Here is a 26420-nt window from a genome sequence, read left to right as displayed (position 1 = left end):
TTGAGGACGAGACACCCGTCCAGTGTGTGACAAGCCGGGTGATCCCCGATGTGAAATCTCGCGTGACCCGCCCCGTCCCGGCTCCGGTCCCGTCCCTCGTCCCGGCTCCGATCACCGGTCCTCTCGGAGCACGGCGAAGCCTCCGGGCGGCAGGTCGACGCCGTCCAGGCGGGCACCGGTGAGGAGATCGACCCCCTGGATCGGGACGAGGTGGCGTTCGGAGGTGTGGTTGATGGCGAACAGCATCCCCGAGTCGCGCCGGACGATCTCCACCCCGGGCGCAACGGCGGGGGCGGGTCGGCCGGAGGCGGAGGGCCGCCGACTCCCCGCGGTCAGCACTCGTCTCTCCGTCAGCACTTGGGCGTCCGCCAGCACCCGGGCGTAGCCTTCGTCGCCGAGCCGGGTCGAGACGTACCATGCGCTGCCGGCGCCGAAGGAGTTGCGGGTGATGGCCGGACGGCCGTCCGGGTAGGCGGAGACCGCCTCGGCTCCCTCCAGATGGACGTGCTCGCTCCAGATCGTGGCGTGCCGCCCGTCGGACAGCCGTACGGCTTCCGCCAGCGGGAGGAACTCCTCGACCCGGATGCCGAGGAAGTCGCGGAAGGCGGCCGGATGACCGCCGAGCCGCACCCGCGCGTGCTCGTCGGCGACACCGCTGAAGAACGAGACGACGACCGTGCCGCCCCGCTCGACGAAGCCGCGCAGGTTCGCGGCGGCGGCGTCGGAGACGAGGTAGAGGCTCGGGACGAGTACGGCCCGATAGCGGGAGAGATCGTGTGAGGGGTGGGCGAAGTCAACGGTCAGGCCCCGGAGCCACGCCACCCGGTGTGCCTGCCGTACCGCGTCGAGGTAGTCGAGCTCGGCGGACGGCAGGCCGCGTGACTGGAGGGCCCACCAGGCGTCGTAGTCCCAGAGCACGGCGACGTCGGCCTCGACGGCGCCGGAGACCCCCGTGCCGCCGAGCCGGTCCAGCACCTCGCCCAGCTCGGCGATCTCACGGAAGATCCGGGAGTCGGGTCCGGCGTGCGGGACCATCCCGGCATGCCACAGCTCGGCGCCGCCGCGTGAGGCCCGCCACTGGAAGAACATCACGCCCCTGGAGCCTCGGGCGATGTGGGACAGGCTGTGCCGGGCCGTCTCGCCCGGTTCCTTGGCCGTCATCCGCCCGTTCGTGTAGATCACCCCCGGGGCCTGCTCCATCAGCAACCAGGGGGCGCCGCCCGCCCAGGAGCGGGCGAGGTCGGCGGCGAACGCGGTGTGCTCGGCCGCGGCCAGGCCCGGCTCCGCCGGGTAGTCGTCGATCGCGACCAGGTCCACCTCGCGCGCCCACTTCCAGTGGTCCACCGGGACCCATCCACCGAAGACGAAGTTCGTCGTGATCGGCACGTCCGGGGTCAGTTCGCGCAGCACGTCGCGCTGCCGCCGGAAGTGCGCCAGCATCTCGTCGGACACGAACCGCCGGAAGTCGAGGACGTGGGTGGGATTCGGCAGGTACTGCGTGGCCCGGGGCGGCGTGATCTGCTCCCAGGCCGAGTAGCGCTGGCTCCAGAACGAGGTCGTCCAGGCGTCGCCCAGCGCGTCGAGCGTGCCGTACTTCTCCCGCAGCCAGGCCCGGAACGCGTGGGCGGCATGGTCACAGTGGCAGGCGGTGCCGTACTCGTTGTGCACATGCCACATCGCCAGGGCGGGATGGTCGCGGTAGCGCTCGGCGAGCGTGGCGGCGATCCGCCGGGAGGCCTCTTGGTACGGCGGGGCGCTGACGCAGTAGGTGTCTCTGCTGCCGTGGGTCAGCCGGACACCCTCCGCCGTCATGTTGAGCGCGTCCGGATGCGCCAGGCCGAACCAGGGGGGAGGGGAGGCCGTGGGGGTGGCCAGGTTCGCCTTGACGCCGTTCGCTTCGAGCAGGTCGAGGACGCGGTCCAGCCAGCCGAAGTCGTGGCGGCCCTCCTCCGGCTCGATCCTCGACCAGGAGAACACCCCGACGGTCACCAGGTTGACGCCGGCCCGCCGCATCAACGCGACGTCCTCTTTCCAGACGTCCTCCGGCCACTGCTCCGGGTTGTAGTCCCCGCCGTAGCAGAGCCCCTCGACACCCCTGGGCCACCGCATCCCGCGCTCCCATCGTCCCGGCCGCACCGCAATTAGTCTGGGGGCCAAACTAAGTGGACCGGATCGCCGAGTCAACGGGGATCACATCCCAGGGATCGCGACCGGAGGGAGTGTGGCCGGAGGGAGTGCGGCGCGCCGGAGGGAACCCGGTCGGCGGCCCCGGCCACGAGAGCGCTTCACACGCCGGCGGCCACCAGGCGCCGAGTCCGCCTGATCAGAGTCCGCCTGATCAGAGTCGGTCTGATCAGATTCTGTCTGATCAGGCCGACCCGATGGCTCCCATCAGGCCTCGGGGACCGCCTCCCACTGGCGGCAGGGCGTGAGCGCGTAGTGGCGGTAGATCACCCCGATGGCCGGGGTGGACCACCCCGGGCCCAGGCCGTCGGGCTCGTCGAGATCGGTGGCGGTGACCGGCTCGCCGCCGGGGCCGCAGACGCAGTGCGGCGTACCCTCGTGGCTGATCACGTCATCCAGTGGGATCACGTGCACGAACCGGTCCATGCGACCTCCAGTTGCGCCGGGGCATGCCAGGGGTGTCGGGGATATTGCCGCCACATTACCTGAATAAGGTACAAACGGGAATATATCGCCCCAAATTGCCTCATGGCGGAGTTTTGCGGAACCTTCCATCGATCTTCGGAACCGTTGACCTTTGTTGGGATACTCGGCAAACTAATTCCATACCTCTAGAGCCGGATGGAGTCTCCCGATGCCGTACCGTCCCCCTCTGATCGCGCGCGAGTACTTCGTGGCGGACCCTCCCGAGCTTCCCGTGCGCGAGCGCGGCGAGGAGGGGCTGTCGGCGCTGACCCGAGCGGAGGTGGTGGCCTCCGACGGGCAGGGGGTGACGCTCAAGGGCGACACCTCGGCCGACGAGACGCTCATCGTCCAGCTGACGGTCGCCGGCGAGGGCGTGATCAGGGTACGGCTCGGCCAGGATCCCGACGCGCGCACCCGTTCTGCTCGGGCGATCACGCTTGTCACCCCCGGCCGGTACGGCGGTGCGTCCGTGGAGGCCGGACACAGCCGGGTGGTGATCGATGCCGGGTCGCTGCGTGCCGAGGTCCGGCTCGATCCGTGGAACCTGAGGTTCACCGACCGGGCCGGACGGACGCTGGTGGAGCAGGCCCCGGCCCGCCCCGACATCAGCGGCCGGGTGCGCACGCTGCCGTTCGGCCGGTCGACGGCCGACGGAGTTCCGGTGGCGTACCATGACACGTTCGTCGCCCCGGCCGACGAGGCGTTCGGCGGGTTCGGGGAGTCGTTCACGCCGCTGGACAAGCGCGGTCAGCGGCCGCTGATGTGGAACTTCGACGCGTTCGGCGCCGAGTCGCAGCGGGCGTACAAGAACGTGCCCTTCTACCTGTCGAACCGGGGATACGGCATCCTCGTCGACAGCGGCGCACCGGTGGAGTTCGACATGTGCCAGTCGACCCACAGCGCCGTGCAGATCGTGGTCCCGGACGACCTGATCGACTACTACGTGATCGCCGGGCCGGCCCCGGCCGAGGTGCTGAGCAGGTTCTGCGCCCTCACCGGCAAGCCGGTGCTGCCGCCGAAGTGGGCGTTCGGCACGTGGATCTCCTCGGGTTTCTTCCGCGACAGCCAGGAACGCGTGCTGGAGCGTGCCAGGAAGATCAGGGAGCGGGGCATCCCCTGTGACGTGCTCCATCTCGACTGCTACTGGCAGGCCGACGGGCACTGGTCCGACCTGAGCTGGGACCCCGAGGCGTTCCCCGACCCGGCGGGCATGCTGGCCGTGCTGCGCGAACAGGGATTCCGGGTCTGTCTGTGGATCAATCCGTACGTCTCGCATCTCAGCCCGGCCTTCGCCGACGCGGCGCGGCAGGGCTTCTTCCTGAGACGGCAGGACGGCGAGCCGTACGTCGCGGACGTCTGGCACGGCTCGCACGAGCCCTCCGGCATCGTCGACTTCACCAATCCCGCCGCCGTCGAGTGGTTCCGGGGATTGCTGCTCGATCGCCTGCGCGAGGGCGTCGCGGTGTTCAAGACCGACTTCGCCGAGGGGGTGCCCGCCGACGCCGTGGCGTTCAACGGCATGTCGGGCACCGACCTGCACAACGTCTACACGCTGCTCTTCAACGACACGGTCGCGGAGGCCACGCGGGAGGTCGCCGGACACGGGATGGTCTGGGCGCGTTCGTCCTATCTGGGTGGTCAGCGGCATCCCGCCCAGTGGAGCGGCGACGTGGACGCCGTCTATCCCGCGATGGGCAGCACGATCCGCGGCGGCCTGTCGCACGGGCTGTCGGGCGTCCCGTTCTGGAGCCACGACGCGGGCGGCTTCACCGGCACGCCGACGCCGGACCTCTACATCCGCTGGTCGCAGTTCGGCGCGCTGTCCCCGCTCGTCCGGTTCCACGGCACCACCAGCCGGGAGCCGTGGGAGTTCCCGCCGCACGCGGAGATGGGCGCGGTCGAGGCGATCCGGCTGCGCTATCGGCTGATGCCGTACATCTATTCGGCGGCGGTCACCGCGGCCGAGACCGGCGCCCCGATGATGCGGGCGCTGTGCGTGGACCATCCGGACGACCCGGTGGCCTGGCAGGCGGACCTGGAGTATCTGCTCGGGACCGACCTGCTCGTCGCCCCCATGATCTCGGCCGACGGAACCAGGAAGGTCTACCTGCCCTCGGGGGTGTGGGTGGACTACTGGACCGGTGAGCCGACCGACGGCGGCCGTTATGTGACGGTCTCGCCGCCGCTCGACCAGATCCCCCTGTTCGTACGGCACGGCGCGCTGATCCCGGTGACCGAGCCGAGGGACACGGTGACCGAGGACCCGCTGATCACGCTCGTCGTGTACGGCGTGCCCGAGCGCGAGAGCCGTACGACGATCCGCGACCTGGACGGCGACACGATCGTCACCGCGGTCAGGGACGGCGACCGGCTGGTAGTCGGCGCCGACGGCCCCAAGCGGATCGCCGGCGTCGAGTTCGCCGGCCCCGGGATCCCGGTCGTCATCGAGTAATACGAAACCCCCCGGGAGAAGACCATGAAGATGGGCAGGAGCACGGCGGTGGCGGTGCTCGCCGCTGCCGCGCTGGCACTCGCCGCGTGCGGTGGCGGACGGTCCGGTTCCGGTGACGGTTCCGGCGACGGCTCATCCGGCCAGGCCAGGACCCTGACGCTGTGGCACTACGAGGGCGCCGACAGCGCGATGGGCAAGGCCTGGGCGGAGGCCGTCAAGCAGTTCGAGGCGAGTCACCCCGGCGTGCAGGTGAAGTTCGAGGAGAAGGGCTTCGAGCAGATCCAGAAGACGGCGGGGATGGTGCTCAACTCCGACGAGGCGCCCGACCTGATGGAGTACAACAAGGGCAACGCGACCGCCGGTCTGCTGTCCAAGCAGGGCCTGCTCACCGACCTGTCCGACGAGGCCGCCAAGCGCGGCTGGGACAAGCTGCTCAGCCCGTCCCTGCAGACCACGGCCAGATACGACGATCGCGGCATCATGGGCTCGGGCAGGTGGTTCGGTGTGCCGAACTACGGCGAGTACGTGATGGTCTACTACAACAAGGACCTGTTCGAGAAGCAGGGCGTCGAGGTCCCGACCACGTTCGACGAGCTCACCGCCGTGCTCGACGCGTTCGCCAAGGCGGGGACGACGCCGATCGCGATGGCGGGCGCCGAATATCCGGCGCAGCAACTCTTCTACCTGCTCGCGTTGAACCAGGCCGACCGCGCCTGGGTGAACTCCTTCCAGCTCTACCAGGGCAAGGTCGACTTCCATGGGCCGCAGCTCACCTACGCCGCGCGGACGTTCGCCGACTGGGTGGGCAAGGGCTACATCGGCAAGGACTCGGCGGGCATGAAGGCCGAGGACATGGGCGTGGCGTTCATCTCCGGCAAGTTCCCGATGATGGTGTCGGGAAGCTGGTGGTACGGCCGGCTCCAGTCCGAGATCAAGGACTTCGAGTGGGGCTCGTTCCTGTGGCCCGGCAACCTCGCGCCCGGCTCCAGCGGCAACCTCTGGGTGGTCCCGGAGAAGGCCGAGAACAAGGACCTGGCCTACGACTTCATCGACATCACGATGAAGAAGGAGATCCAGAACCTGCTCGGCAACTCGGGCGGCATCCCGGTCGCGGCCGACCCGTCGGCGATCACCGACGAGAAGAGCAAGGAGTTGATCGAGAACTTCAACGAGCTCTCCTCGCGGGACGGTCTGGCCTTCTATCCCGACTGGCCGGCGCCCGGCTACTACGACGTGCTCGTCGCCGGGCTGCAGGAGCTCATCAACGGCGGCAAGAAGCCGGAAGCGGTGCTGGACGAGATCGCCCAGCCGTACGAAGACAACCTCGCCGACATCGGGAACTGATCATGGCACGCCCGGCGAGGCGGGGCGGCGGCTACTGGGTCTACCTGATCCCGAGCCTGGTGCTGTTCCTCGTGGTGATCGTGGTGCCGTTCGCGATGAACGTCGCGACCAGCTTCACCCGCTGGTCGGGGGTCGGCACCCCCACCTGGGTCGGCCTCGGCAACTACGCGAAGCTCCTGCGGGACGAGCGGTTCTGGGCGTCGTTCCAGCACAACGTCGGCCTGATCGTCGCGATGGCCGTGGTGCCCACGATCATCGGGCTCGTGCTCGCCGCCGCGCTGTTCGACTACATCGGCAGGCGGTTCGGGACGCGTACGGCGTCCGCGCTGCGCGCGGCGTACTACCTGCCGCAGGTGCTGCCGGTCGCCGTGGCCGGCGTGGTGTGGGGCTGGATGCTGCACCCGTCGTACGGCGCGGTGAACCAGATCTTCGGGCTGAAGGTCAACTGGCTGGGCGACTCCGACATCGCGCTGGCCACGGTCATGGCGGTCATGGTGTGGTTCCAGCTCGGCTATCCGGTCGTCATCTTCATGGCCGGGCTGCAGCGGGCCGATCCCGCGCTGCACGAGGCAGCGGAGATCGACGGGGCGTCGTGGTGGCGCAGGTTCTGGCACATCACGATCCCGCAGATCCGGCCGGAGATCTTCGTCGTGTTGCTGACCTGCACGATCGCCGCACTGAAGGTGTTCGGCCCGATCTTCGTGCTGACCAGGGGAGGGCCGGGCTCGGCCACGATGGTGCCGTCGTACTTCTCCTACCTGAACTTCTTCCAGAAGGCCGACGTCGGGTACGGCTCGGCCATCGCGACCGTGCTCGCATTGATCATCGTGGTGGTCACCTTCCTCTTCCTCCGCCTTCAGGAGCGTGACTCTTGAGAACCCTCCGCGCTCCGGGCGGGCCTCCCGGAAGATGGGCCGTGCTCGCCGCGCTGGTCGTGCTCGCGGTCGTGATGCTGTTCCCCTTCGTGATCGTCACGTTGAACGCGATCAAGTCGCCGGCCGAGTATTCCTCCGGCGGCCCGCTGAGCCTGCCGCAGGGCGTCTATCTCGACGGGATCGTCGAGTTCTGGCAGCGGGTGGACTTCGGCCGCAAGCTCTGGAACAGCTTCCTGATCAGCGGCACGGTCGCGCTGGCCGCCGTCGTGCTGTCCGTGCTGAACGCCTACGCGATCGGGATCGGCCGCGTCAGGGGCAGGCTGTGGATCCTCGTGTTCTTCCTGGTGGCCAACACGCTGCCGCAGGAGGCCCTGGTGTATCCGCTGTACTACCTGGCCAAGCAGGCCGGGCTGTACGATTCCACGCTCGCCGTGATCGTGATCTTCACGGTGATCCAGGCGGCCTTCGGCACCTATCTCCTGTCGGCCGTCCTCGGGCAGTTCCCCCGGGAGATCCTGGAGGCCGCGGCGCTGGACGGCGCCGGCAGGTGGCGGACGCTGTGGCGGATCGTCGTGCCGATCAGTCGCCCGACCCTGTCCGTGCTCGTCATCTTCTTCTTCATCTGGACCTGGAACGAGTTCTTCCTGCCGCTGATCTTCCTGATCTCCAACGACAACCAGACCGTGCCGGTCGCCCTCGGCGTGCTGCAGGGGGACAAGATGATGGACGCCACCATGTCCAGCGCGTCGGCGCTGCTGGGCATCGTGCCGGCCGTCGCCTTCTTCCTGATCTTCCAGCGCACGCTGACCCGGGGCATCACGGTCGGCGCCGTCAAGTGACCCCGCAGCGCTTCGAAGTATCCGAAGTCCCTGCATCTGAGCCATCCACCTGACCTGGAGGCGACATGTCCCTTCGACGACCCCTTGGGGCGGCGGCCGCGCTCGTCCTGGCCGTCGGATTATGCACCACCCCGGCGCGGGCGGCCGAGGATCTCCCGTTCCGCGACCCGGGGCTGCCGCTCGCCCAGCGGATCGACGACCTCCTCGGCCGTCTCACGCTCGACGAGAAGATCTCGCTGCTGCACCAGTCGCAGGCCGCGATCCCGCGCTTGGGCGTGCCGTACCACAAGAACGGCACCGAGGCCCTGCACGGCGTGGCCTGGTCCAACGACGACAAGAACGGCTGGGCGCAGACGTTCGCGAGCGGCACGGTCTTCCCGCAGGCGGTCGGCCTCGCCAGCACCTGGGACCCCGAGCTGATCGAGCGGGTCGGCTCCGCCGTGGGCGACGAGGTACGCGGGTACAACTCCGCCGACCCGGTCGCGTGGGGCACCCAGGTCTGGGCCCCGGTGGTGAACCTGCTGCGCGATCCCCGATGGGGCCGCAACGAGGAGGGCTACTCCGAGGATCCGCTGCTCACCGGCGCGATCTCCACGGCGTACGGCAGGGGCCTGCGGGGCGACGACCCCTTCTATCTGAAGACGGCCCCGGTGCTCAAGCACTACCTGGCCAACAACAACGAGTATCGGCGCAGCCTCACCTCCTCGAACCTGCCGCCACGGGTCAAGCACGAGTACGACGAGGCCGCGTTCAAGCCCGCGATCTCGGCCGACGCCGCCACCGGTGTGATGGGGGCCTACAACCTGGTCAACGGCCGGCCCAACACCGTCAACCCCGACCTGAACGACGTCGTGCGGTCCTGGACGTCGAAGGATCTCTACAACGTCAGCGACGCCTGGGCCCCGCACGCGCTCACCGACCCCGAGCACTACTTTGACAACGAGACCGAGGCGTTCGCCGCCACGCTGAAGGCGGGCATCGACAGCTTCACCGTCGACGACAATAAGCCCGAAACGATGGCCGGGCTGATCAAGGACGCGCTCGGCAGGGGGCTGCTCGCCGAGGCCGACGTCGACCGGTCGGTGCGGCACGCGCTGTCGATCCGGTTCCGGCTCGGCCAGTTCGACCCGGACGGCGGGCCGTACGCGAAGATCACCAAGGATGTGATCAACAGCGTGGCCCATCAGCGGCTCAACCGCGAGACCGCGGGCAAGGCCATGGTGCTGCTGAAGAACTCGGCGCCGAAGAAACAGCCTGCGGCGAAGGACTCGGCGAAGGACTCGGCGAAGGGCTCAGCGAAGGGCTCAGCGAAGGACTCAGCGAAGGACTCGGTGAAGGGTTCGGTGAAGGGTTCGGCGGAGAAGAAGCCGGCGCCGATCCTTCCGCTCGACCCGGCCACGATCAAGAAGGTCGCCGTCGTCGGCCCGCTGCAGGACACGCTGTTCACCGACTGGTACAGCGGCAGGATGCCGTACCAGGTGACGCCCCTCGACGGGATCAGGGAGCGGCTCGGCGGCGGGGCGACCGTGACCGGCGCCGACGCGCTCGACCGGGTCGCGCTCAGGGACGTGGCCAGCGGGAAGTACGTCACGGTGACCGGCGCCGCCGACGCGGTCGTCGTGTCCGACGCCGCTCCCACCGAGTCGTCGCAGTTCGACGTCGCCGACTGGACCGACGGCGTGTCCACGCTGCGCAACGTGGGCAACGGCAAGCTGCTCACCGGCAACTGGGGCACGTTCCTCGCCAACTCCGACAATCCGGACGGGTGGTACGTGCAGCAGCAGTTCCGGCTGGAGCGGCAGAACGACGGGACCTACCTGATCCGGTACGCCGGATACGAGGTCGACGAGTCGTGGTGGTGGATCCCCGAGCACTACGTGACCGTCGGCGCCGACGGCACGCTGGGCATGGGGTCCAAGGCCGAGGCGGCCCACTTCGCCAAGGAGATCGTCACCAGCGGCGCCGACACGGCGGCGGCCGCCGCGAGGGACGCGGACGCGGCCGTCGTGGTGGTCGGCAGCCACCCGTTCGTCGCGGGCCGGGAGAACCACGACCGCGACGGCCTCGAGCTCGGCGAGGCCCAGCAGGATCTGATCGCCGCCGTCGTCGAGGCGAACCCGAACACGGTGGTGGTCCTCGAGGACAGCTACCCGACGACCATGCGGAAGGTGGAGGACGAGGTCGCCTCGCTGCTGTGGACCACCCACGCGGGCGCCGAGACCGGCCGTGCCCTCGCCGACGTGCTCTTCGGCGGCGTCAACCCGTCCGGGCGGCTCACCCAGACCTGGTATCGGTCCGACGCCGACCTGCCGGACATCCTCGACTACGACATCACCAGGACCGGCCACACGTACCTCTACTACCGCGGCACGCCGCTCTACCCGTTCGGCCACGGACTGTCGTACACCACGTTCGGCTACCAGGGGCTGCGGGCGACGCCCAGCGGCGACGGCTGGGAGGTCAGTGTGATGGTGACCAACACCGGCGACCGGGCCGGTGACGAGGTCGTCCAGCTCTACACGCATCAGCGGACCTCCCGGGTGACGCAACCGGTCAAGCGGCTCGGCGGCTTCCAGCGGCTGACGCTGGCCCCCGGCGAGACGAAGACGGTCACCTTCCGGCTCGACCGGGCCGACCTGGCGCTGTGGGACGTCACGCGGAACAAGTGGACGGTCGAGACCTCCCCGCACGATGTGATGGTCGGCTCGTCGTCGGCGCGCATCCGGCAGCGGACGACGATCGCCGTCAAGGGCGAGCGGATCCCGCCGCGCGACCTGTCGAAGACCACCAGGGCGATCGACTTCGACGACTACTCGGGCGTCGACCTGGTCGACGAGACCAAGACGCGCGGTGACGCCGTCGGCGGGGCCGCGGGCGACTGGATCGTCTTCCGGGACGCCGACCTGAGAAGCCGCCCGGCCCGGGTGACGATGGGTGTGGCCGCGGCAGCCGGCGGCGGGTCCGTCGAACTGCGCGCCGGCTCGCCGACCGGCAGGCTGATCGCCACGGTCCCGGTCGCCGCGACCGGCGGCGTCTACGGCTGGGGTACGGCGACCGCTCCGGTGTCCGGCGCCTCCGGCGTCAAGGATCTCTACGTCGTGTTCCGGGGCGACCTGAGGATCAAGGACCTCACCCTCCACTGAACGTCCGCCGCTTCCCGCGGCCCGATCCCGACGGCAGTGCCGCCAGAACTCGCTCTTCCCGGCAGGCACTGCCGCCCTCTGTCAACCCCGATGTAAGGGGCGTGACTCAAACGATATGAGAGCGGTCCAATGGGGGGGCGATTCGATCGGCTAGCTTCGTGGGTGTTCGTCGAAATCACACATCTGCGAGGCTTCGTGATCCCGCGTGGCCAGGGCCCCTTGAGGAAGCTCTCTCTCGTCAGACAGGAGTCGCGGTCGAAGGCCGCCGGCTTCGGTCTGCGGGCGGCGGTCGAGTCCGTCATCGCCGGCTGGGGCGAGGCCGCCGCCGTCCCCGTCGAGATCTGGGCGCTGCCCGACCCGTCGAGTGTGGTCACCGACGAGGTCGCCCAGCTCGTCTGCGAAACCCTGGTGCTGGCGCTGTCCGCGGCGCGGGATCCCGGCCACGTGTCGATCGCGCTGACCGTCGGCGGCACGGTCCGGCTGACGGTCAGCGACGACGGGCGCGGCTACAGCCCGCACGAACTGCCGAAGGCCGACGGCCTGCGCCGGCGGGTGGGGAGCCTGGGCGGCGTCCTCACCTTCGCGTCGGAGCCGGGCAACGGGAGCACGGTCTCGCTGGAGCTTCCGACGGACAAGGGTCGGGCAAAGGGGAGGTAACGGAAAACCCCTCCGAGAGCGAGTCGATTAAAGGTTCGCTATTCTCCCCGATATGGCCGAATCGCTGGGGGAGACGCCGGCCTCGCGATATCACCTGCTGCGGCCCCTCGGCTCCGGTGGCATGGGCACGGTCTGGCTGGCAAGGGATGTTCTGCTCGATCGCGAGGTCGCGGTCAAGGAGCTTCGGGTGCCCGACGGGCTGCCCGAGCGGGAGCGCGCGGAACGGGTGGCGCGGGTCATGCGGGAGGCCGAGGTCACCGCGCGTATCCGCCATCCCGGGATCGTCGCCGTGCACGACGTGCTCGTACACGACGGCAAGCCGTGGATCGTCATGGAACTGCTGTACGGTCACGACCTGTCCGAGGAGATCTCGACCTACGGGCCGATGGCGCCCCCGCTGGTGGCGGACATCGGCGCACGCGTGCTGGAGGCGCTGTCGGAGGCGCACTCCCGTGGCGTACAGCACCGGGACGTCAAGCCGGGGAACGTGTTCCTCGCCGACGGGGGCCGCGTCGTGCTCACCGACTTCGGCATCGCCCGACCTGCGGACCAGACCGCGCTGACCGAGGCCGGACTGCTCGTCGGCTCCCCGGGCTTCATCGCCCCGGAACGGCTGTCGGGCGAACCGGGCGGGCCGGCCGCCGACCTGTGGTCGCTCGCCGCCACGCTCTACGCCGCTGTCGAGGGCGGCTCGCCGTACCGCTCCTCCTCGCAGGAGTCGCCCGCGGAGGTGATCGCGGCGACGCTGACGCGCGATCCCCGGCCGCCGCGGCTGGCCGGCCCGCTCGGGCCGCTGCTGATGTGGATGCTGGCCCGGGACCCGGCCGCCCGGCCGGACGCCGCCACGGCTCTGGACCTCCTCCGGCGGATCGCGGCCGGCGGCGCCCCGGAGATCCGGCCGGTGCCGATGCGGCGGCCCGGCGGGAAGCGCGCCCGACGCTGGATCGGCGTGGCCGCGGCGGCGACGGCCGTGGCGGTGACCGCGACCGCCGCCGTCCTCGTCCTCGACGACGGCGGAAACGACGGCGGGGCCGAGGCGGCTGCCCGGCCGCGCCCGGTGTCGCCGACCTTCTCCCGGAAGGTCGACCTGTGCCGAGCGCTGACTCCGGAGCAGGTCGGGCGGGTGCTCGGCACCGACACACCGCCGAAGGGCCGGGCGTCGGGCGACGAGTGCCAGTGGACCGTCACCGGCGCCGGGATCTCCCTGAGCGCCCAGACCGACTCCGACACCCCCGAGCCCTGGGCGCTCACGCTCGACTCCGCCCGAACCCTCCTGGCCGGTCTGCGCCGGCAGTACGGCTCGGCCCCCCGCGACGGCAACTGGATCTGGTACGAGGTCGGCGTCGACCGCAGGACCGCCGTCATCGTGTCCGCCGCCCGGCCGGCCGCCGGCGTGGGCGACGAGGCGTTCACCGCCGACATCACCAGACCGGAGGGAGCGGCCCAGGCGTCCGAGGTGTACTTCCGCCTCGGTGATCTCGTGGCCCGCTTCCAGTACGCCGACCTCGACGCCGGATCGGTCGAGGACCTGCGGCAGCGCGCGATGGAGGCGGCCGGAATGGCCGTCGAAGGCCTTCGAGGGCTGGCCTGAATGGACCTGCTGGCCGGCCGTTACCGCCTCGTCGAAGCACTCGGCGAGGGCGGCGGCGGCACCGTCTGGCGGGCCACCGACGAACTGCTCCGCCGTGAGGTCGCGATGAAGCAGGTCCGCATCCCGTCGGGGCTCGGCGGGGCGGAGCTGGCCGAGTTCACCGACCGGGCGATCTACGAGGCTCGGGCGGCGGGCCGGCTCAACCACCCGTCGATCGTGATGATCCACGACGTGGTCCGGCACGAGGGGCGGCCGTGGATCGTGATGGACCTGGTGCCCGGCCGATCGCTCGACAGGGTGATCCACGAGGACGGGCCGCTCCCGGTGCGGCGGGTGGCCGAGATCGGGCTTTCCGTCCTCGACGCGCTGGAGGCCGCGCACGCCCGCGGGATCCTGCACCGTGATGTGAAGCCCGCCAACGTGCTGATCGCACCGGACGGTCGCGCGCTGCTCACCGACTTCGGGATCGCCGCCCGGCTCGGCACGGCCGGAGCGGTCTCGTCCAGTTCCGCGGGATCGCCCGCCTACATGGCGCCCGAGCGTTTCCGCGGCGAGCCCGACGGGCCGCCCTCCGACCTGTGGTCGCTGGGCGCGACGCTGTACGCGGCGGTCGAGGGCCGGCCGCCGTTCGAGCGGGATCTCGCCGCCGCGCTCGTCGCCGCCGTGCTCCTGCACCAGCCGCGGCCGATGGCCCTGGCCTCGCCCGAGCTGGCCTGGCTCGTGCACGGCCTGCTCGACAAGGACCCCGCCCGCCGCCTGCCGCCACAGGTCGTACGGCAGGCCCTGCACGCGCTGGCCGCCGCGCCGGGGCCCGCCGACGTACGGCGGGGCCGTACGACACGGCTCGTGCTCGGCATCGCGCTGGTGCTGGTGGTGGGTGTGACGGCGGGGCTGGGGGCCTGGTGGCTGGCCGGTGGGCCGGGGGCGGGTTCCGGCTCGGACGGGGGACGGTTCACGGCCGCCCCCGACCCGTGCCGTAGCCTTACCACCGCCGCGGTCCGCGAGCTGTTCGGCGCCCAGGCCGCGCCGGATCAGATCACGGATCACTCGTCGGCGGAGTCCGCCGGAGGGCCGGGACGGCTCGCCCCGAGCTGCCAGTGGCGGGAGCGCACGAGCGGCCGGGATCGGACGATAACCGTGACCTACCGGCTCGCCGACTCCGGCCGGGGGGAGGCGGCGGCCGATGCCGCGGCCCTGGAGCTCGCCGGGCAGCGTGCCGCCCAGGCCGAGGCGGGCGCCGCGCTCTACGACCAGCCGGGCATAGCGGACGAGGCGTTCTCGCGCGACGAGTCGGATCCGAGCGCCGGGACCGCCGGGGCATCGGTCTGGTTCCGGCTCAGCAACCTCGTCGTCGAGGTCGCCTACCGCCGGGCGGGCGACGCGACGGTCACTCCGGACGACCGGCGAACCGCCGTACGCGCGGCGGAGCTCGTCGATGTCGGGCTCGGATAACCTTTCGAACGTTCAGGAGGCGATATGTCCAGCGGTGACGACGGATACCCCGGGCCCGGCGGCCCGGCGCCCCTGCCCTGGCAGTCGTCCGGTCCGGTCCCTCCTGAGGCGTCGCCCGACGGCCGGCCCGCCCCGCCGCCCGCCGGCCCGAATGCTCCGCAACCCCCGCACCAACACCCCCGGCGGTATCCACAGCAAGATCATTGGGGACAGGGACAGCCCCAGGGGCAACCCCAGGGACAGCCCCAGGGACAGCCCCAGGGACAGCCGTATCCCCAGCAGTACGGCCCGCCGCCGCACGGACAGCCGCCCCATGGACAACCACCGCAGGGGCCGTCGCCCCATGGACAACCGCCGCTTGGACAACCCCTGATCCAGCCGCCGCCCGCTCAGCCGTACGGCCAGGGCCCGTACGGTCAGAGTCCGTACGGTCAGGGCCCGCATGGCCAGGATCCGTACGGCCCGCCGGGCGGACCTGCGCCGGGCGGGGCGTGGCAGGGCTCCGGCGGCGGCTGGCAGGGGCCGACCCCGCCGGCTCCCGCCCTGTGGCAGACGCCGACGCAGCCGTCCCCGTCCCGGCGCCGGGGCTGGGTGATCCCGAGCGTGGCGATCACGGCCGTGCTGGCGGTGGCGGGCGGGACGTTCGCGGTGATGAAGGTGCGCGACGTCGGCGCGAGCCCCGTGCCGACCGCGACCGCGGCCGCGGCCTCTCCGGCGGCCACGTCATCGGCCGCCGCCGACGCGTCGAAGACCGACGCGTGCGCGATGCTCGACCCGGCGGAGACCGAGCGGCTGGTGCCCGCCGCGAAGATCGACTCGTCGATGCGCGACAACCGCGACGACGCCATCGTCAGCTACGTCAAGTGGACCTGCAGCTGGGTCAACCGCGACATCTCCTACAAGGACAAACGGCGCAGCCGTGAGATCACCGTGAACGTGTCCCGATATGAGGGGGTCGGCAACACCACGGCGGAGAAGGCCGCGCGCATCCAGTTCGACGGTGAGCTGAAGCAGTACAAGTACCAGGAGAAGGTGTCCACCAACGAGCGCTACTACTCGAAGGCGAAGGAGTTCGCCGGGATCGGCGAGCAGGCCGCCGCCCAGTATCAGTGGACGCGGGAGAAGGACTACTGGTACTCCTTCGGGCAGGGCGTGGGCCGCGTCGGCAACGTGGTGTTCCAGGTGAAGTACGAGGCGAACCAGAAGGACAAGGAAGCGGCCATCTTCTCGACGGACACCACCCAGTCCATCACCGAGGAGAACGCGCTGCGCGAGGTCGAGAACCTGCTGGGCCAGCTCGGGAAGTCGGTCACCGCGTGGCAATCCGGGCAGGCGATGCCGTTCAAGCCGCGGCCGAAGCCGAGCCCGAGTCCGTCGCCCAAGCCCACCCTGATCGCGCTGCCGGAGCCGTGCGTGAGCGTGCAGTCGCTGGTCAAGACGCTGGTGCCCAAGACCGAGGGAGTGGCGGCCCGCAGCGTGGAGGACGGCGCCACGGTCACCCAGTGTCAGTGGTGGAACGACAAGCTGCCGATCGGTCAGGGCAAGGTGCGGTGGCGGAACCTCCGGATCAACATCTACGCCTTCGCCGACGCGGATTCCGCCCGCTACCGCTTCATCGACGAGCGGGCCAAGGCCAAGACGACGGCGGCGAGCAGGATCGGCGGCATCCGGTGGGGCAAGCTGCGCAAGCTGCCGGGGTTCGGCCAGGACTCGTTCGGCCAGGCCATCCGGCAGCGCACCGACACCGCGCAGTCGAACCGCTACGAGATCTACATCCTCGACGGCACGAAGGTCGTCTGGGTGCTCTTCTCGGGCAGCGACCGGCCGGAGAACACGCCGATCAACGCGCCGGACTCGCTGCTGATGGACTCGAAGGAGGCGGCCGCCGGGGCGAGATCCGTGGCGCGGACCGTGCTGGGAGCCCTGTAGCAGGGTGTTCGCCCTGAACAGGGCGGGTATGCAACCCCTCGACTACCTGCCGATGGAGGGACCATGGCTACCTGTGAGGTCTGTGGCAACGACTACGACATGGCCTTCGAGGTCCACAGCCAGGGGGCGGTGCACGTCTTCGACAGCTTCGAGTGCGCGATCACGCGGATGGCGCCGATCTGCGAGCACTGTGGATGCCGCATCGTGGGCCACGGTGCCGAGGTGGACGGGCGGTGGTACTGCTGCGCCCACTGCGCCCGCGAGTCGGGGGCGACCACCATCGTGGACAAGGAGGTCACGGCGGCCGGCAGCCGGTAGTGCGCCGTCCTCCGACGTCAACGGGGGATCCGCCGAGCTCACCCGGTGCAAGGGAGCGAGGACCGCACGCGAAAGCCCGCCGGAGCGGGCTTTCGCAACCGGAGCCTCCTCCCGGCGCACCCCCGGGGTGGAGGGACCGGGCTCCCGGAAAGTGGTCAGCCCTTGATGGCGCCGATGATGACCCCCTTGGTGAAGTGGCGCTGGACGAACGGATAGATGATCAGCGCGGGCACCACCGCGACCATCACGATCGCCATCTTGATGGCCAGCGTCGGCGGGGCAGCCTGGCCGTAGGCGACCCCCGCGGTGCCCGCCGGCAGCGCGGCGGCGTTGACGACGTACTCGCGCAGCACCAGCGCGAGCGGCCACTTGGCCGAGTCGTCCAGGTAGAGCATGGCGTTGAACCAGGCGTTCCAGTAGCCGACCGCGTAGAACAGCGCGATCACCGCGGTCACCGCCTTCGACAGTGGCAGCACGATCCGCCACAGGATGCGGAACTCGCCGGCGCCGTCGATGCGGGCGCTGTCGAGCAGCTCATGCGGGATGTTCATGAAGAAAGCCCGCAGCACCACGATGTTGAACGCCGACACCGCCGACGGCAGGATCAGCGACAGGTAGTCGTTCTTGAGCCCGAGCGAGGCGACCAGCAGATAGGTCGGGATCAGGCCGGGGAAGAACACGAACATCAGCAGCACGCTGAACAGCAGCGGCCGGTGCAGGAACGAGCCCGGCCGCGACAGTCCGTACGCGCCGAGCACGCTGACACCGAGGCTGAAAGCGGTGCCCACCACGGTCACCCCGGTGCTGACCAGGATCGCGTGGCTCACCACGGTGTCGGAGAAGATCTGCCGGTAGGCGTCGAACGTGATGCCGTCGGGCACCAGCACGAGCCCGCCCGCCTCGTTGACGGTCTTCGAACTCGACAGGCTCGTCAGCAGGATCGTGTAGAGGGGGAAGAGCACCAGCAGCAGGACGACCACTATCGTGCCGCCCTTGCCGAGCCGCCCGGCGAGCGACCCCGGCTCCTCCCACGGCGCCCGTCCGGGCTTCCGCGCGATCGCGCTCACTTGGAATACACCCCCCGCTCGCCCAACGAGTGGGCCACCCGGTTCGCCACCAGGATCAAGATCAGGCCTACCAGTCCCTTGAACAGACCGGCCGCCGCGCCGTACCCGAAGTCCCCGGTGCGCAGACCCGAGTAGTAGGCGAACGTGTCGAACACCTCGGACACCGCGCTGCCGACGGCGCTGCGCTGCAGCATGAACTGCTCGAAACCGACGTTCAGCGCGTCGCCCAGGCGGAGGATCAGCAGGAGCACGATCACCGGACGCAGTCCCGGCAGCGTGACGTGCCACATCCGCCGCCACCGCCCGGCACCGTCGACGGCGGCGGCCTCGTAGAGGTGGGGGTCGATCGTGCTGAGCGCCGCCAGGAACACGATCGACCCCCACCCCGCGTCCTTCCAGACCGTCTGCGAGGTGACGAGCAGGATGAACGTCTCCGAGTGCGTCATGATGTCGACGCCCTCGTGGCCGTGCTCACGCAGGATCTGCGCGAGCAGGCCGGCGCCGCCGAGCATCTGCTGGAAGATCGCGACCACCAGCACCCAGGAGAAGAAGTGCGGCAGGTAGACGACGCCCTGCACGAAGGCGCGCAGGCGCGGCGACATGATGCTGTTGAGCAGCAGTGCGAGCGCGATCGGCACCGGGAAGTAGAAGACGAGCTGGAACGCGGTGATGCCGAGGGTGTTGACCACCGCGTGCCCGAACTGCGGGTCGCCGAGCAGCTGCGCGAAGTTGGTGAAGCCGATGATCGGGCTGCCCAGGATGCCCCCGCTGTAGGGGTTGTAGTCCTGGAGCGCGATCACGTTGCCGAGCGTCGGCACCCACCAGAAGGCCGTGACGAGCACGACCATCGGCGCGGCCATCACCAGCAGCGGCCAGTCCCGCCGCAGCCTGGCCCGCCGGTCGGCGGAGCGTGGTGCGGAGGGTGCGGAGGAGGGCTCGGCCCGGGTCAGGTCGGGCCGAGCCCCGTCTCTGCGATCCCGGGCTGCGCGGCCCCCGGCTCCGCGAGCCTTGGATCCGGTCGTCATGCTCACAACCGGCCGTTCTCCCGGGCGACCTTCATGTAGAACTCCCGCGCCTCGTTGCCGCCCTGCTCCTGCCAGTCCTTGACGACCTGCTTCCATTCGGAGATCGGCCGCTTGCCGCGGAAGATCTCCTGCATCTTGTCCTCGGTCGGCGTGACCAGCCCCGACATCTTCGCCGGCATCTCCACGCGGATGCCGACGAAGGGGTCGCTCTCCAGGTGGGCCGCCGCCTTGGACTGCCAGCCGTGATAGGCCTGCACGTAGTCCGGGTACTGCGACTCCGTGATCGCGCCGGGACGGCCGGACAGGAACATGTAGGTGGGCTGGGCCTCCTTCTCGCCGAGCGCGGTCCGCTGCACCAGCCCGTCCTTGATCGTGTAGTGCTCGCCCTCGACGCCGTTGGCGAGCAGGTCGGCCTCCATCGTCCCGAACGGCGCCGAGCACCAGTTGGCGACGCCGAGGATCTCGTGCATCCGATCGTCGGGCAGGCCCTTCTTGATGAAGCAGAACATGCCGGCCGGCTCGTTGCGCCAGATGATGACCTTGCCGCCGGCATGCGCGGGGTACGGATCGACGGCGGCGATGCGCAGCTTGGGGTTGTCGGCCAGGTAGGTGCCGTACAGCTCGTGCCAGGCGCCGGGACCCTCCCGGTAGATGACGAGCTGACCGGAACCGAAGAGCGGCTTGTGGTCGGCGTCCTTGTTGGCGACGACATCCGGGTGCACCCAGCCGCTTTCGAACAGCTTGACCACGAACTCGATGTGCTGCTCGAACTCGGGGGTCTCGTACTTGTAGACGAGCGTGCCGTCCGGCTGCTTGCGCCACTCCCTCGGCACGCCGAACGCCCGCTGAACCTCCTGGTCCATGCCGCCGAACGCCCAGCGCTTCTTCTTGGGGTCGGTCAGTTGCTTGCCCAGCGTGAGCAGGTCGTCGGCGCTGGCCGGCATGGGCAGGCCGAGCTCGTCGAGGATGTCCTTGCGGGCCAGGGTCAGCAGTACGTAGGGTGCGTTCTGCCACGGGATGCCGTGCAGCACCCCGCCGTACACGCCGAACTGCCAGGCCGCGGTGTCGTAGGCCGCGAGCATGGGGTAGGCCTTGGCCTTGTCGCCGGCCAGGTAGGGGGACAGGTCGGCGAAGAGCTTGTTGGCCGCCTCGGGGAAACGCGCGATCTTGTTGGCCTCCCAGCCGGGGATCTGGATCATGTCGGGCACCTCCCCGCTGGCCAGGATCGCGGTGAGCTTCTCGCCGTAGGTGTTGCCGTCCTGGATGTTGAACCGTACGACCCCGCCGAGCTGCTCGTTGACCGCGTCGTAGTAGGCGTTGTCGCCCAGCCCCGGAGGCACCTTGCCCCACAGCGGGGTCATCGCGGTGATCTCCTTGCCGCTGGTGATCGGCTTCTCGGTGATCGCCTGCACGAACGTGGCGGGCCGGGACAGGAAGCCGGGCTCGACGAAGTCGCCGCCCGGGAGGTCGGGGGTGAGGCCCGGTACGCTGAACGGGATCCGGTTCGGCACGAGCGTCTTGAGCTTGTCCGCCGCGACGGCCGTGCCCTTGGACACTTCCTTCTTCGCGGCGCAGCCCGTGAGACCGCCGGTGGCGGCCAGCACCGCGCCGGCGCCCACTATGCCGAGAAAACCTCGTCGGCTCGTCGTCGCGCCTTCGGGGGATGGTGACATGGCGCGCTCCCTTCACTGGATTCGGATAGAGTTTCCGAGTTAAAGTTAGTTAGTCTGGCAGCCAAACAAACTAGTCGAGGGGTCCGGTTGCCACAAGGGAGTGACCCGTTGATCTTTGCCGTGGCGAGGCGCCACCCCGGCGACCACGGTAGGTAAGAAGATCTATGGGAAACGACCGGAAGATGAGGCCGAGCGGGAACGGGGACGACTCTTGATCACATCGCACAACGGGCCCCAACCGGCCGACTTCGCCGACGTCCGGGCGACCAACCTGGCCGTCGTGCTGCGGTTCGTGCGGGAGAACGCGCCGTGCTCACGCGCCGACATCGCCGCCTCGACCGGGCTCAACAAGGCCACCGTGTCGAGCCTCGTCGCCGACCTGATCGACCGCAGGCTGCTGCGCGAGACCGGGCTGACCGAGCACCGGGTCGGCCGGCCCGCCACCATGCTCGTCCTGGACGGCTCGCCGTACGCCGCGATCGGGGTCGAGGTCAACGTCGACTACATCAGCGCGGTCGCCGTCGACCTCAAGGGCGAGGTGCTGGTGAACTGGCGGCGGTCCTTCCCCGGCACGACCTCGACGGCGGGGCAGGCCGTGGTCGCGGTGGCGGCGATCGCCCGGCGGGTGATCAGCCGGATGGCCAAGGAGGCCAGGCAGGTCCTGGGCCTGACCGTGGCCGTGCCCGGGCTGGTCGACCTGAACGGTTCGGTGCGGGTGGCCCCCAACCTCGGCTGGCGGGACGCCGACCTGTGCGGCGACCTCACCAAGGCGCTGCGCGACCCGGGCTTCCCGGTGCTGGTCGACAACGAGGCCAACCTGGCCGCGCTCGCCGAGCACCGGTTCGGCCGGCACGGGAACGCGTCCGACCTCGTCTACCTCACCGGCGAGGTCGGCGTCGGCGCCGGGATCATCCTGGACGGCCGGCTCAGGCGCGGCGGGCAGGGCTACAGCGGGGAGATCGGCCACATCGAGATCGACCCGGGCGGACGCCCGTGCCGGTGCGGCCGGCGGGGCTGCCTGGAGGCCGTCGCCGGAGTGGACGCGATCCTGTCCCTGACCGCGCCCGACGCCTCTCCCGCCGAGCTGGAGCCGGAGATCGACGAGGTGGCGCAGCGGGCCGGCAACGGCGAGCCGGAGATCCTGGAGTTGCTGGACGACGTCGGCCGCCACCTGGGCAGGGGCGTGGCGGTGCTGGCCAACCTGCTCGACCCCGAGGTGATCGTCCTCGGCGGCTACTACATCCCGCTCGCGCCGTGGCTGGTCGCCCGGGCCGAGGAGGAGATGCGCCGCCGGGTCATCGCGCCCGGCGGAGGCGGCTGCCGGCTGGAGGTCTCGACCCTCGGGTACGGCGCGGCCGCCCTGGGTGCGGCCGCCCGGGTGCTGGACTCGGTCGACTCCGGCCGTCTTCCGTCCCATCAGTGAAGCGGACGCCGAATGGGTCTTGACCGAGGGCGGTGCAGGGGGCACTCTTCCGGATAAGCCCGAAACGACACCCCCCGCAAGCCTTGGAATCCCTTCGAAGCGCTTCGACGAACGGCGAACGCCCGGCGCTTCCCCCCCAACCTCATCAACCCGAAACTTCGGCGCAACCGGCATCGAAGCGCTTCGACACGAAGGGCAGGTCTTCAGATGAACGAACCGCCGGCCTTCCGGAACCCCGGCCTGCCCACCGCCGAGCGCGTGCGCGACCTGCTCGGCCGGCTGACGCTGGAGGAGAAGATCGGCCTGCTGCACCAGTACCAGGCCCCGGTCGAGCGACTCGGCCTGCGGCCGTTCCGCACCGGCACCGAGGCGCTGCACGGCCTGGCCTGGCACGGCCCGGCGACCGTGTTCCCCCAGGCCGTCGGGCTGGCCAGCACCTGGGATCCGGAGCTGGTCCGGCGGGTGGGCTCGGCCACCGGGGACGAGGTGATGGCCTTCCACCACAAGGATCCCCAGGCGGTCGGCCGCAACGTGTGGGCCCCCGTGGTCAACCCGCTGCGCGATCCGCGGTGGGGCCGAAACGAGGAGGGCTACTCGGAGGATCCCTGGCTGACCGGCCTCATGGGCGCCGCCTACTCCCGCGGCCTGTGCGGCGACGGCGGCCCGGACGGCAGCGGCGTGCTGAAGACCGCGCCCACGCTGAAGCACTTCCTCGCCTACAACAACGAGACCGACCGGTGCGTCACCTCCAGCGGGCTGCCGCCCCGGGTGCTGCACGAATACGAGCTCAAGGCGTTCCGCCCGGCGATCGAGGCGGGCGCAGCGGTGGCCGTGATGCCGTCGTACAACCTGGTCAACGGGCGCCCGGCCCACCTGTCGCCGCTGATCGAGTCCGCGCTGCGCACCTGGGCACGCGACGACATCATGGTGGTCAGCGACGCCTACGCCCCGGCGAACCTGACCGGGATGCAGGCCTACCACCGGGACCTGCCCGAGGCGTACGCGCACGCGATCAAGGCCGGGCTGGACAGCTTCACCCAGGACGACGACGATCCGGCCGCCACGCTCGGCCACATCCGCACGGCGCTCGACCGCGGACTGCTCACCGAAGGCGACATCGACCGGGCCGCCCGGCACCTGCTGTCGATCCGGGTCAGGCTCGGCGAGTTCGACCCGGCCACGCCGTACGACCAGATCACGCAGGACGTCGTGAACAGCCCGGAGCACCGGCGCCTGGCCAGGGAGGCGGCCCGGAAGTCGATCACACTGCTCAAGAACGACGGCATCCTCCCGCTCGCCTCGCCCAGGACGGTCGCGGTGATCGGCCCGCTGGCCGACCTCCTCATGGAGGACTGGTACAGCGGCACGCTGCCGTACCAGATCACGGCGCGCGGCGCGCTGGCCGAACGGTGCGAGGTCGTCCACTGCGAGGGCGTCGACCGGGTGGCGCTGCGCGCCGAGAGCGGCCAGCTCGGCGTGTTCGACGTGTTCGACTGGGGTGGCGGGGCGCTCGCGTTCCGGTCGGCGGCCAACGGGCTGCACCTGTCCGTGGGGGAGGACGGCGTCCTGGTCAGCGACCAGCCCGGGCCGAACGGCTGGGAGGTGCGGCAGACGTTCCGCATGGAGGAGCGGCCGCGCGGCGTCGTGCTGCGGCACATCTCCACCGGCCACTACGTCGCCGTCGACGGTGACGTCGCCCGGATCACCGAGGACCCGGACGCGGCCGCCGTGCTGACCGTCGAACTGGTCGACTCCGGCACGGCCAGGGCGGCGGAGGCGGCGGCCCGGGCCGACGTCGCCGTCGTCGTGCTGGGCGACCACCCGCTCGTGAACGGCCGCGAGACCGAGGACCGGGCCGATCTCCGCCTGCCCGCCCGCCAGGAGACGCTGCTGCGGGCGGTCCACGCGGCCAACCCCGCGACCGTGCTCGTCCTCAGCAGCGGCTACCCGTTCGCGGTGACCTGGGCCGATGAGCATCTGCCCGCGGTCGTGTGGTCCGCGCACGGCGGGCAGGAGTACGGCAACGCCCTCGCCGAGGTGCTGTTCGGCGACGAGGACCCCGGCGGGCGGCTCACCCAGACCTGGTACCGCTCGGCCGCCGATCTGCCCGACCTGCTCGACTATGACATCGTCACGACGGAGGCCACCTATCTCTACTTCCGGGGCAGGCCGCTCTACCCGTTCGGGCACGGCCTCAGCTACGCGAGCTTCGCCTACTCGGATCTGACCCTGTCCGCCGCCGAGGTGGCCGAGGGTGACACGCTGACCGTGACGGTCACCGTGACCAATACGGGGGACCGTGAGGGCGAGGAGGTCGTGCAGGTCTACACCCGTCAGCAGCGCTCCCGGGTCAAGCAGCCGCTCGCGCGGCTGTGCGGGTTCGGCAGGGTACGGCTCGCGCCCGGCGAGAGCCGTACGGTGTCGGTGGAGATCCCGGTCGCCGAGCTGGCGATCTGGGACGTCACCCGCGGCCGGTTCGTGCTGGAGGACGCCCCGCACAAGGTGCGGGTGGGGCGGTCGTCGCGGGACATCCGCCTGTGCGCGCCGCTGCGGGTGAACGGCGAGACGATCCCGCCGCGCGCGCTGACCGCGCCGACCGGACGGGGGGGTCTGAGCGCGGCCGACAACGACGAGTACGAAGGGGTCGTGCTGTGCGCCGCCGCGATCGACGTCGGAGACGCGGTCCGGGCCGCCGAGGCGGGAGCCTGGATCGTGTTCCGCGACGCCGATTTCGGAGACGCCGGCACCGGTCCGTCCGGATGCGTGCTGAGCGTGTCGAGCGCGGAGGGCGGCGTGCTCACGCTCCGGCTCGACGACCCGCTGTGCGGGGAGGCGATCGGGGCGGTGACCGTGCCGCCCACGGCGAACCGGCACGATTTCGTCCAGGTCGGCACGCCGCTGGCGGAGACCGCCGGAGTGCGCGATCTTTATGTCGTGTTCGAGAGCGAAGGGGTGACGGTGAGCACGTTGGAGTTCGCCCGGTGAGGACGGTCACGATCGCCGACGTGGCCAAGCACGCGGGGGTCGCGGTCAGCACCGTGTCGTACGTGCTGAGCGGCAAACGGGCCATCTCCGCCACCACCCGGCAGCGGGTGCTCGACAGCGTGCGCGCCCTCGGATATCACCCCAACGCCGGTGCGCGTGCCCTGGCCAGCAAGCGGGCCAACGTGATCGCCCTGGTGCTCCCGCTGCGCGCCGGCATGAACCTGCCGGTCCTCATGCAGTTCGCGACGTCCGTGGTGACCACCGCCAGGCAGTACGACCACGACGTGCTGCTCATGACCGCCGACGAAGGGCCGGACGGGCTGCACCGGGTGGCGGCCAGCGCCCTGGTCGACGGGCTGCTGCTGATGGACGTGGAGATTCACGACGCCCGTGTGCCGCTGCTGCGTGAGCTGGTCGAGCCGAGCGTGCTGATCGGTTTTCCCGCCGACCCGGCCGGGCTCACCTGTGTCGACCTCGACTTCGCCCGCGCGGGCGCGCTGTGCGCCGACCATCTCGCCGATCTCGGTCACCGGCGGATCGCGCTGCTCGGCGCCCCGAGTGTGGTCTACGAGAGGGGCACCGGCTTCGCCGAGCGCACGCTGGCGGGGTTCACCGAGGCGGCGCGGCGGCACGGGGTCGAGGCGTGGGCACGGCCGTGCGAGGAGTCCTTCGATGAGGTGCACGCGACCGTGAAGGTGCTGCTCGACGAGCACCCCGGCCTTTCGGGGCTGGTCGTGCACAACGAGGCGGCGGTCGGCCACGTGCTGGCCGCGCTGCGCATGCTCGGCAGGCGGGTGCCCGGCGACATGTCGGTCGTGGCGATCTGCCCCGACGACGTCGCCGAGCGGGCCAGCCCGGCGCTGACCTCCGTGCTCATCCCCGCCGAGGACGTCGGGCGTCAGGCGGTGCGGCTGCTGATGGCGAAGCTGGACGGCCAGGCCGTACCGGAGTCGACCCTGCTCGAACCCCGCCTGACGGTCCGGGACAGCACAGCCTGA

Annotated in this window: 19 protein-coding genes; 13 read left to right on the top strand and 6 right to left on the bottom strand. The window is 70.5% G+C overall.

Going from position 1 to position 26420, the window contains the following annotated elements; genetic code table 11:
• Positions 1-111: 111 nt before the first annotated feature.
• Together AP234_RS21180 and AP234_RS21175 are read right to left on the bottom strand one after the other, a co-directional pair.
• The gene (locus AP234_RS21180) at positions 112-2109 is read right to left on the bottom strand and encodes a beta-galactosidase (protein ID WP_055481420.1); all 1998 of its coding nucleotides are present in this window, start codon (positions 2107-2109) and stop codon (positions 112-114) included.
• Positions 2110-2391: 282 nt separating this feature from the next.
• Entirely contained in the window at positions 2392-2610 is a 219-nt protein-coding gene (locus AP234_RS21175; protein WP_055481419.1) for a hypothetical protein, read from the bottom strand.
• A 208-nt stretch (positions 2611-2818) separates the two neighbouring features.
• Here AP234_RS21175 and AP234_RS21170 point away from each other — a divergent pair, with 208 nt between their 5' ends.
• From AP234_RS21170 to AP234_RS21135, 8 genes are all read left to right on the top strand, one after another.
• Positions 2819-5101 carry a TIM-barrel domain-containing protein gene (locus AP234_RS21170; RefSeq protein WP_055481418.1) on the top strand — a complete coding sequence of 761 codons (2283 nt, stop codon included), beginning with the start codon at positions 2819-2821 and terminating at the stop codon, positions 5099-5101.
• A 24-nt stretch (positions 5102-5125) separates the two neighbouring features.
• On the top strand, positions 5126-6445 hold the full coding sequence (locus AP234_RS21165) for an extracellular solute-binding protein (protein WP_235558290.1): 1320 nt from the start codon (positions 5126-5128) through the stop codon (positions 6443-6445).
• 2 nt (positions 6446-6447) lie between these two features.
• Positions 6448-7320, top strand: a complete 873-nt coding sequence (locus AP234_RS21160; protein WP_055481417.1) for a carbohydrate ABC transporter permease — start codon at positions 6448-6450, stop codon at positions 7318-7320.
• Complete coding sequence (locus tag AP234_RS21155; protein WP_235558289.1) at positions 7317-8159, top strand: carbohydrate ABC transporter permease; 843 nt, start codon at positions 7317-7319, stop codon at positions 8157-8159. Before AP234_RS21160 ends, AP234_RS21155 begins: the two co-directional genes overlap by 4 nt.
• Before the next feature lie 65 nt (positions 8160-8224).
• Complete coding sequence (locus tag AP234_RS21150; RefSeq protein ID WP_055481416.1) at positions 8225-11302, top strand: glycoside hydrolase family 3 C-terminal domain-containing protein; 3078 nt, start codon at positions 8225-8227, stop codon at positions 11300-11302.
• Positions 11303-11521: 219 nt separating this feature from the next.
• Positions 11522-11959 (top strand): ATP-binding protein, encoded by a 438-nt coding sequence (locus tag AP234_RS21145; RefSeq protein ID WP_152990546.1) that lies wholly within the window; start codon positions 11522-11524, stop codon positions 11957-11959.
• 52 nt (positions 11960-12011) lie between these two features.
• Positions 12012-13550 (top strand): protein kinase domain-containing protein, encoded by a 1539-nt coding sequence (locus tag AP234_RS21140; protein WP_055481414.1) that lies wholly within the window; start codon positions 12012-12014, stop codon positions 13548-13550.
• On the top strand, positions 13551-15002 hold the full coding sequence (locus AP234_RS21135; protein WP_055481413.1) for a serine/threonine-protein kinase: 1452 nt from the start codon (positions 13551-13553) through the stop codon (positions 15000-15002).
• A 12-nt stretch (positions 15003-15014) separates the two neighbouring features.
• Here the strand turns inward: AP234_RS21135 and AP234_RS21130 are convergent, their stop codons facing one another.
• The gene (locus tag AP234_RS21130) at positions 15015-15446 is read right to left on the bottom strand and encodes a hypothetical protein (RefSeq protein ID WP_055481412.1); all 432 of its coding nucleotides are present in this window, start codon (positions 15444-15446) and stop codon (positions 15015-15017) included.
• Positions 15447-15605: 159 nt separating this feature from the next.
• On the opposite strand from AP234_RS21130, the gene AP234_RS21125 reads away from it, so the two are divergent.
• The gene (locus tag AP234_RS21125) at positions 15606-16931 is read left to right on the top strand and encodes a hypothetical protein (RefSeq protein ID WP_055481411.1); all 1326 of its coding nucleotides are present in this window, start codon (positions 15606-15608) and stop codon (positions 16929-16931) included.
• A 63-nt stretch (positions 16932-16994) separates the two neighbouring features.
• Positions 16995-17249 (top strand): hypothetical protein, encoded by a 255-nt coding sequence (locus AP234_RS21120; protein ID WP_055481410.1) that lies wholly within the window; start codon positions 16995-16997, stop codon positions 17247-17249.
• A 155-nt stretch (positions 17250-17404) separates the two neighbouring features.
• Here AP234_RS21120 and AP234_RS21115 read toward each other — a convergent pair whose 3' ends face one another.
• From AP234_RS21115 to AP234_RS21105, 3 genes are read right to left on the bottom strand one after another with little or no spacing between them, the layout of a single operon-like run.
• Positions 17405-18316 carry a carbohydrate ABC transporter permease gene (locus tag AP234_RS21115; protein WP_055481409.1) on the bottom strand — a complete coding sequence of 304 codons (912 nt, stop codon included), beginning with the start codon at positions 18314-18316 and terminating at the stop codon, positions 17405-17407.
• On the bottom strand, positions 18313-19341 hold the full coding sequence (locus tag AP234_RS21110) for an ABC transporter permease subunit (RefSeq protein WP_083502293.1): 1029 nt from the start codon (positions 19339-19341) through the stop codon (positions 18313-18315). The genes AP234_RS21115 and AP234_RS21110 overlap by 4 nt, the downstream gene beginning before the upstream one ends.
• Positions 19342-19343: 2 nt before the next feature.
• Positions 19344-21014 (bottom strand): extracellular solute-binding protein, encoded by a 1671-nt coding sequence (locus AP234_RS21105; RefSeq protein WP_055481408.1) that lies wholly within the window; start codon positions 21012-21014, stop codon positions 19344-19346.
• A gap of 211 nt (positions 21015-21225) precedes the next feature.
• Here AP234_RS21105 and AP234_RS21100 point away from each other — a divergent pair, with 211 nt between their 5' ends.
• The 3 genes from AP234_RS21100 (at position 21226) to AP234_RS21090 (ending at position 26420) form a co-directional block, all read left to right on the top strand.
• Positions 21226-22437, top strand: coding sequence for an ROK family protein (locus AP234_RS21100; protein WP_152990545.1), 1212 nt, complete (start codon positions 21226-21228; stop codon positions 22435-22437).
• A gap of 207 nt (positions 22438-22644) precedes the next feature.
• Complete coding sequence (locus AP234_RS21095) at positions 22645-25422, top strand: glycoside hydrolase family 3 C-terminal domain-containing protein (protein WP_055481407.1); 2778 nt, start codon at positions 22645-22647, stop codon at positions 25420-25422.
• Positions 25419-26420, top strand: coding sequence for a LacI family DNA-binding transcriptional regulator (locus tag AP234_RS21090; RefSeq protein WP_055481406.1), 1002 nt, complete (start codon positions 25419-25421; stop codon positions 26418-26420). The genes AP234_RS21095 and AP234_RS21090 overlap by 4 nt, the downstream gene beginning before the upstream one ends.

Origin of the sequence: Sphaerimonospora mesophila (assembly GCF_001417795.1) — a bacterium.
Lineage (GTDB): Bacteria > Actinomycetota > Actinomycetes > Streptosporangiales > Streptosporangiaceae > Sphaerimonospora > Sphaerimonospora mesophila.
The sequence above is the reverse complement of the archived record's forward strand: the minus strand, read 5'-3'. Positions and strand labels throughout refer to the sequence as shown.

Bases quoted from the DNA above. Each gene is read 5' to 3' on its own strand.
- AP234_RS21180 (WP_055481420.1), bottom strand. From the start codon at position 2,109: ATGCGGTGGCCCAGGGGTGTCGAGGGGCTCTGCTACGGCGGGGACTAC.
- AP234_RS21175 (WP_055481419.1), bottom strand. From the start codon at position 2,610: ATGGACCGGTTCGTGCACGTGATCCCACTGGATGACGTGATCAGCCAC.
- AP234_RS21170 (WP_055481418.1), top strand. From the start codon at position 2,819: ATGCCGTACCGTCCCCCTCTGATCGCGCGCGAGTACTTCGTGGCGGAC.
- AP234_RS21165 (WP_235558290.1), top strand. From the start codon at position 5,126: ATGAAGATGGGCAGGAGCACGGCGGTGGCGGTGCTCGCCGCTGCCGCG.
- AP234_RS21160 (WP_055481417.1), top strand. From the start codon at position 6,448: ATGGCACGCCCGGCGAGGCGGGGCGGCGGCTACTGGGTCTACCTGATC.
- AP234_RS21150 (WP_055481416.1), top strand. From the start codon at position 8,225: ATGTCCCTTCGACGACCCCTTGGGGCGGCGGCCGCGCTCGTCCTGGCC.
- AP234_RS21140 (WP_055481414.1), top strand. From the start codon at position 12,012: ATGGCCGAATCGCTGGGGGAGACGCCGGCCTCGCGATATCACCTGCTG.
- AP234_RS21135 (WP_055481413.1), top strand. From the start codon at position 13,551: ATGGACCTGCTGGCCGGCCGTTACCGCCTCGTCGAAGCACTCGGCGAG.
- AP234_RS21130 (WP_055481412.1), bottom strand. From the start codon at position 15,446: ATGCGGGCCCTGACCGTACGGACTCTGACCGTACGGGCCCTGGCCGTA.
- AP234_RS21120 (WP_055481410.1), top strand. From the start codon at position 16,995: ATGGCTACCTGTGAGGTCTGTGGCAACGACTACGACATGGCCTTCGAG.
- AP234_RS21110 (WP_083502293.1), bottom strand. From the start codon at position 19,341: ATGACGACCGGATCCAAGGCTCGCGGAGCCGGGGGCCGCGCAGCCCGG.
- AP234_RS21105 (WP_055481408.1), bottom strand. From the start codon at position 21,014: ATGTCACCATCCCCCGAAGGCGCGACGACGAGCCGACGAGGTTTTCTC.
- AP234_RS21095 (WP_055481407.1), top strand. From the start codon at position 22,645: ATGAACGAACCGCCGGCCTTCCGGAACCCCGGCCTGCCCACCGCCGAG.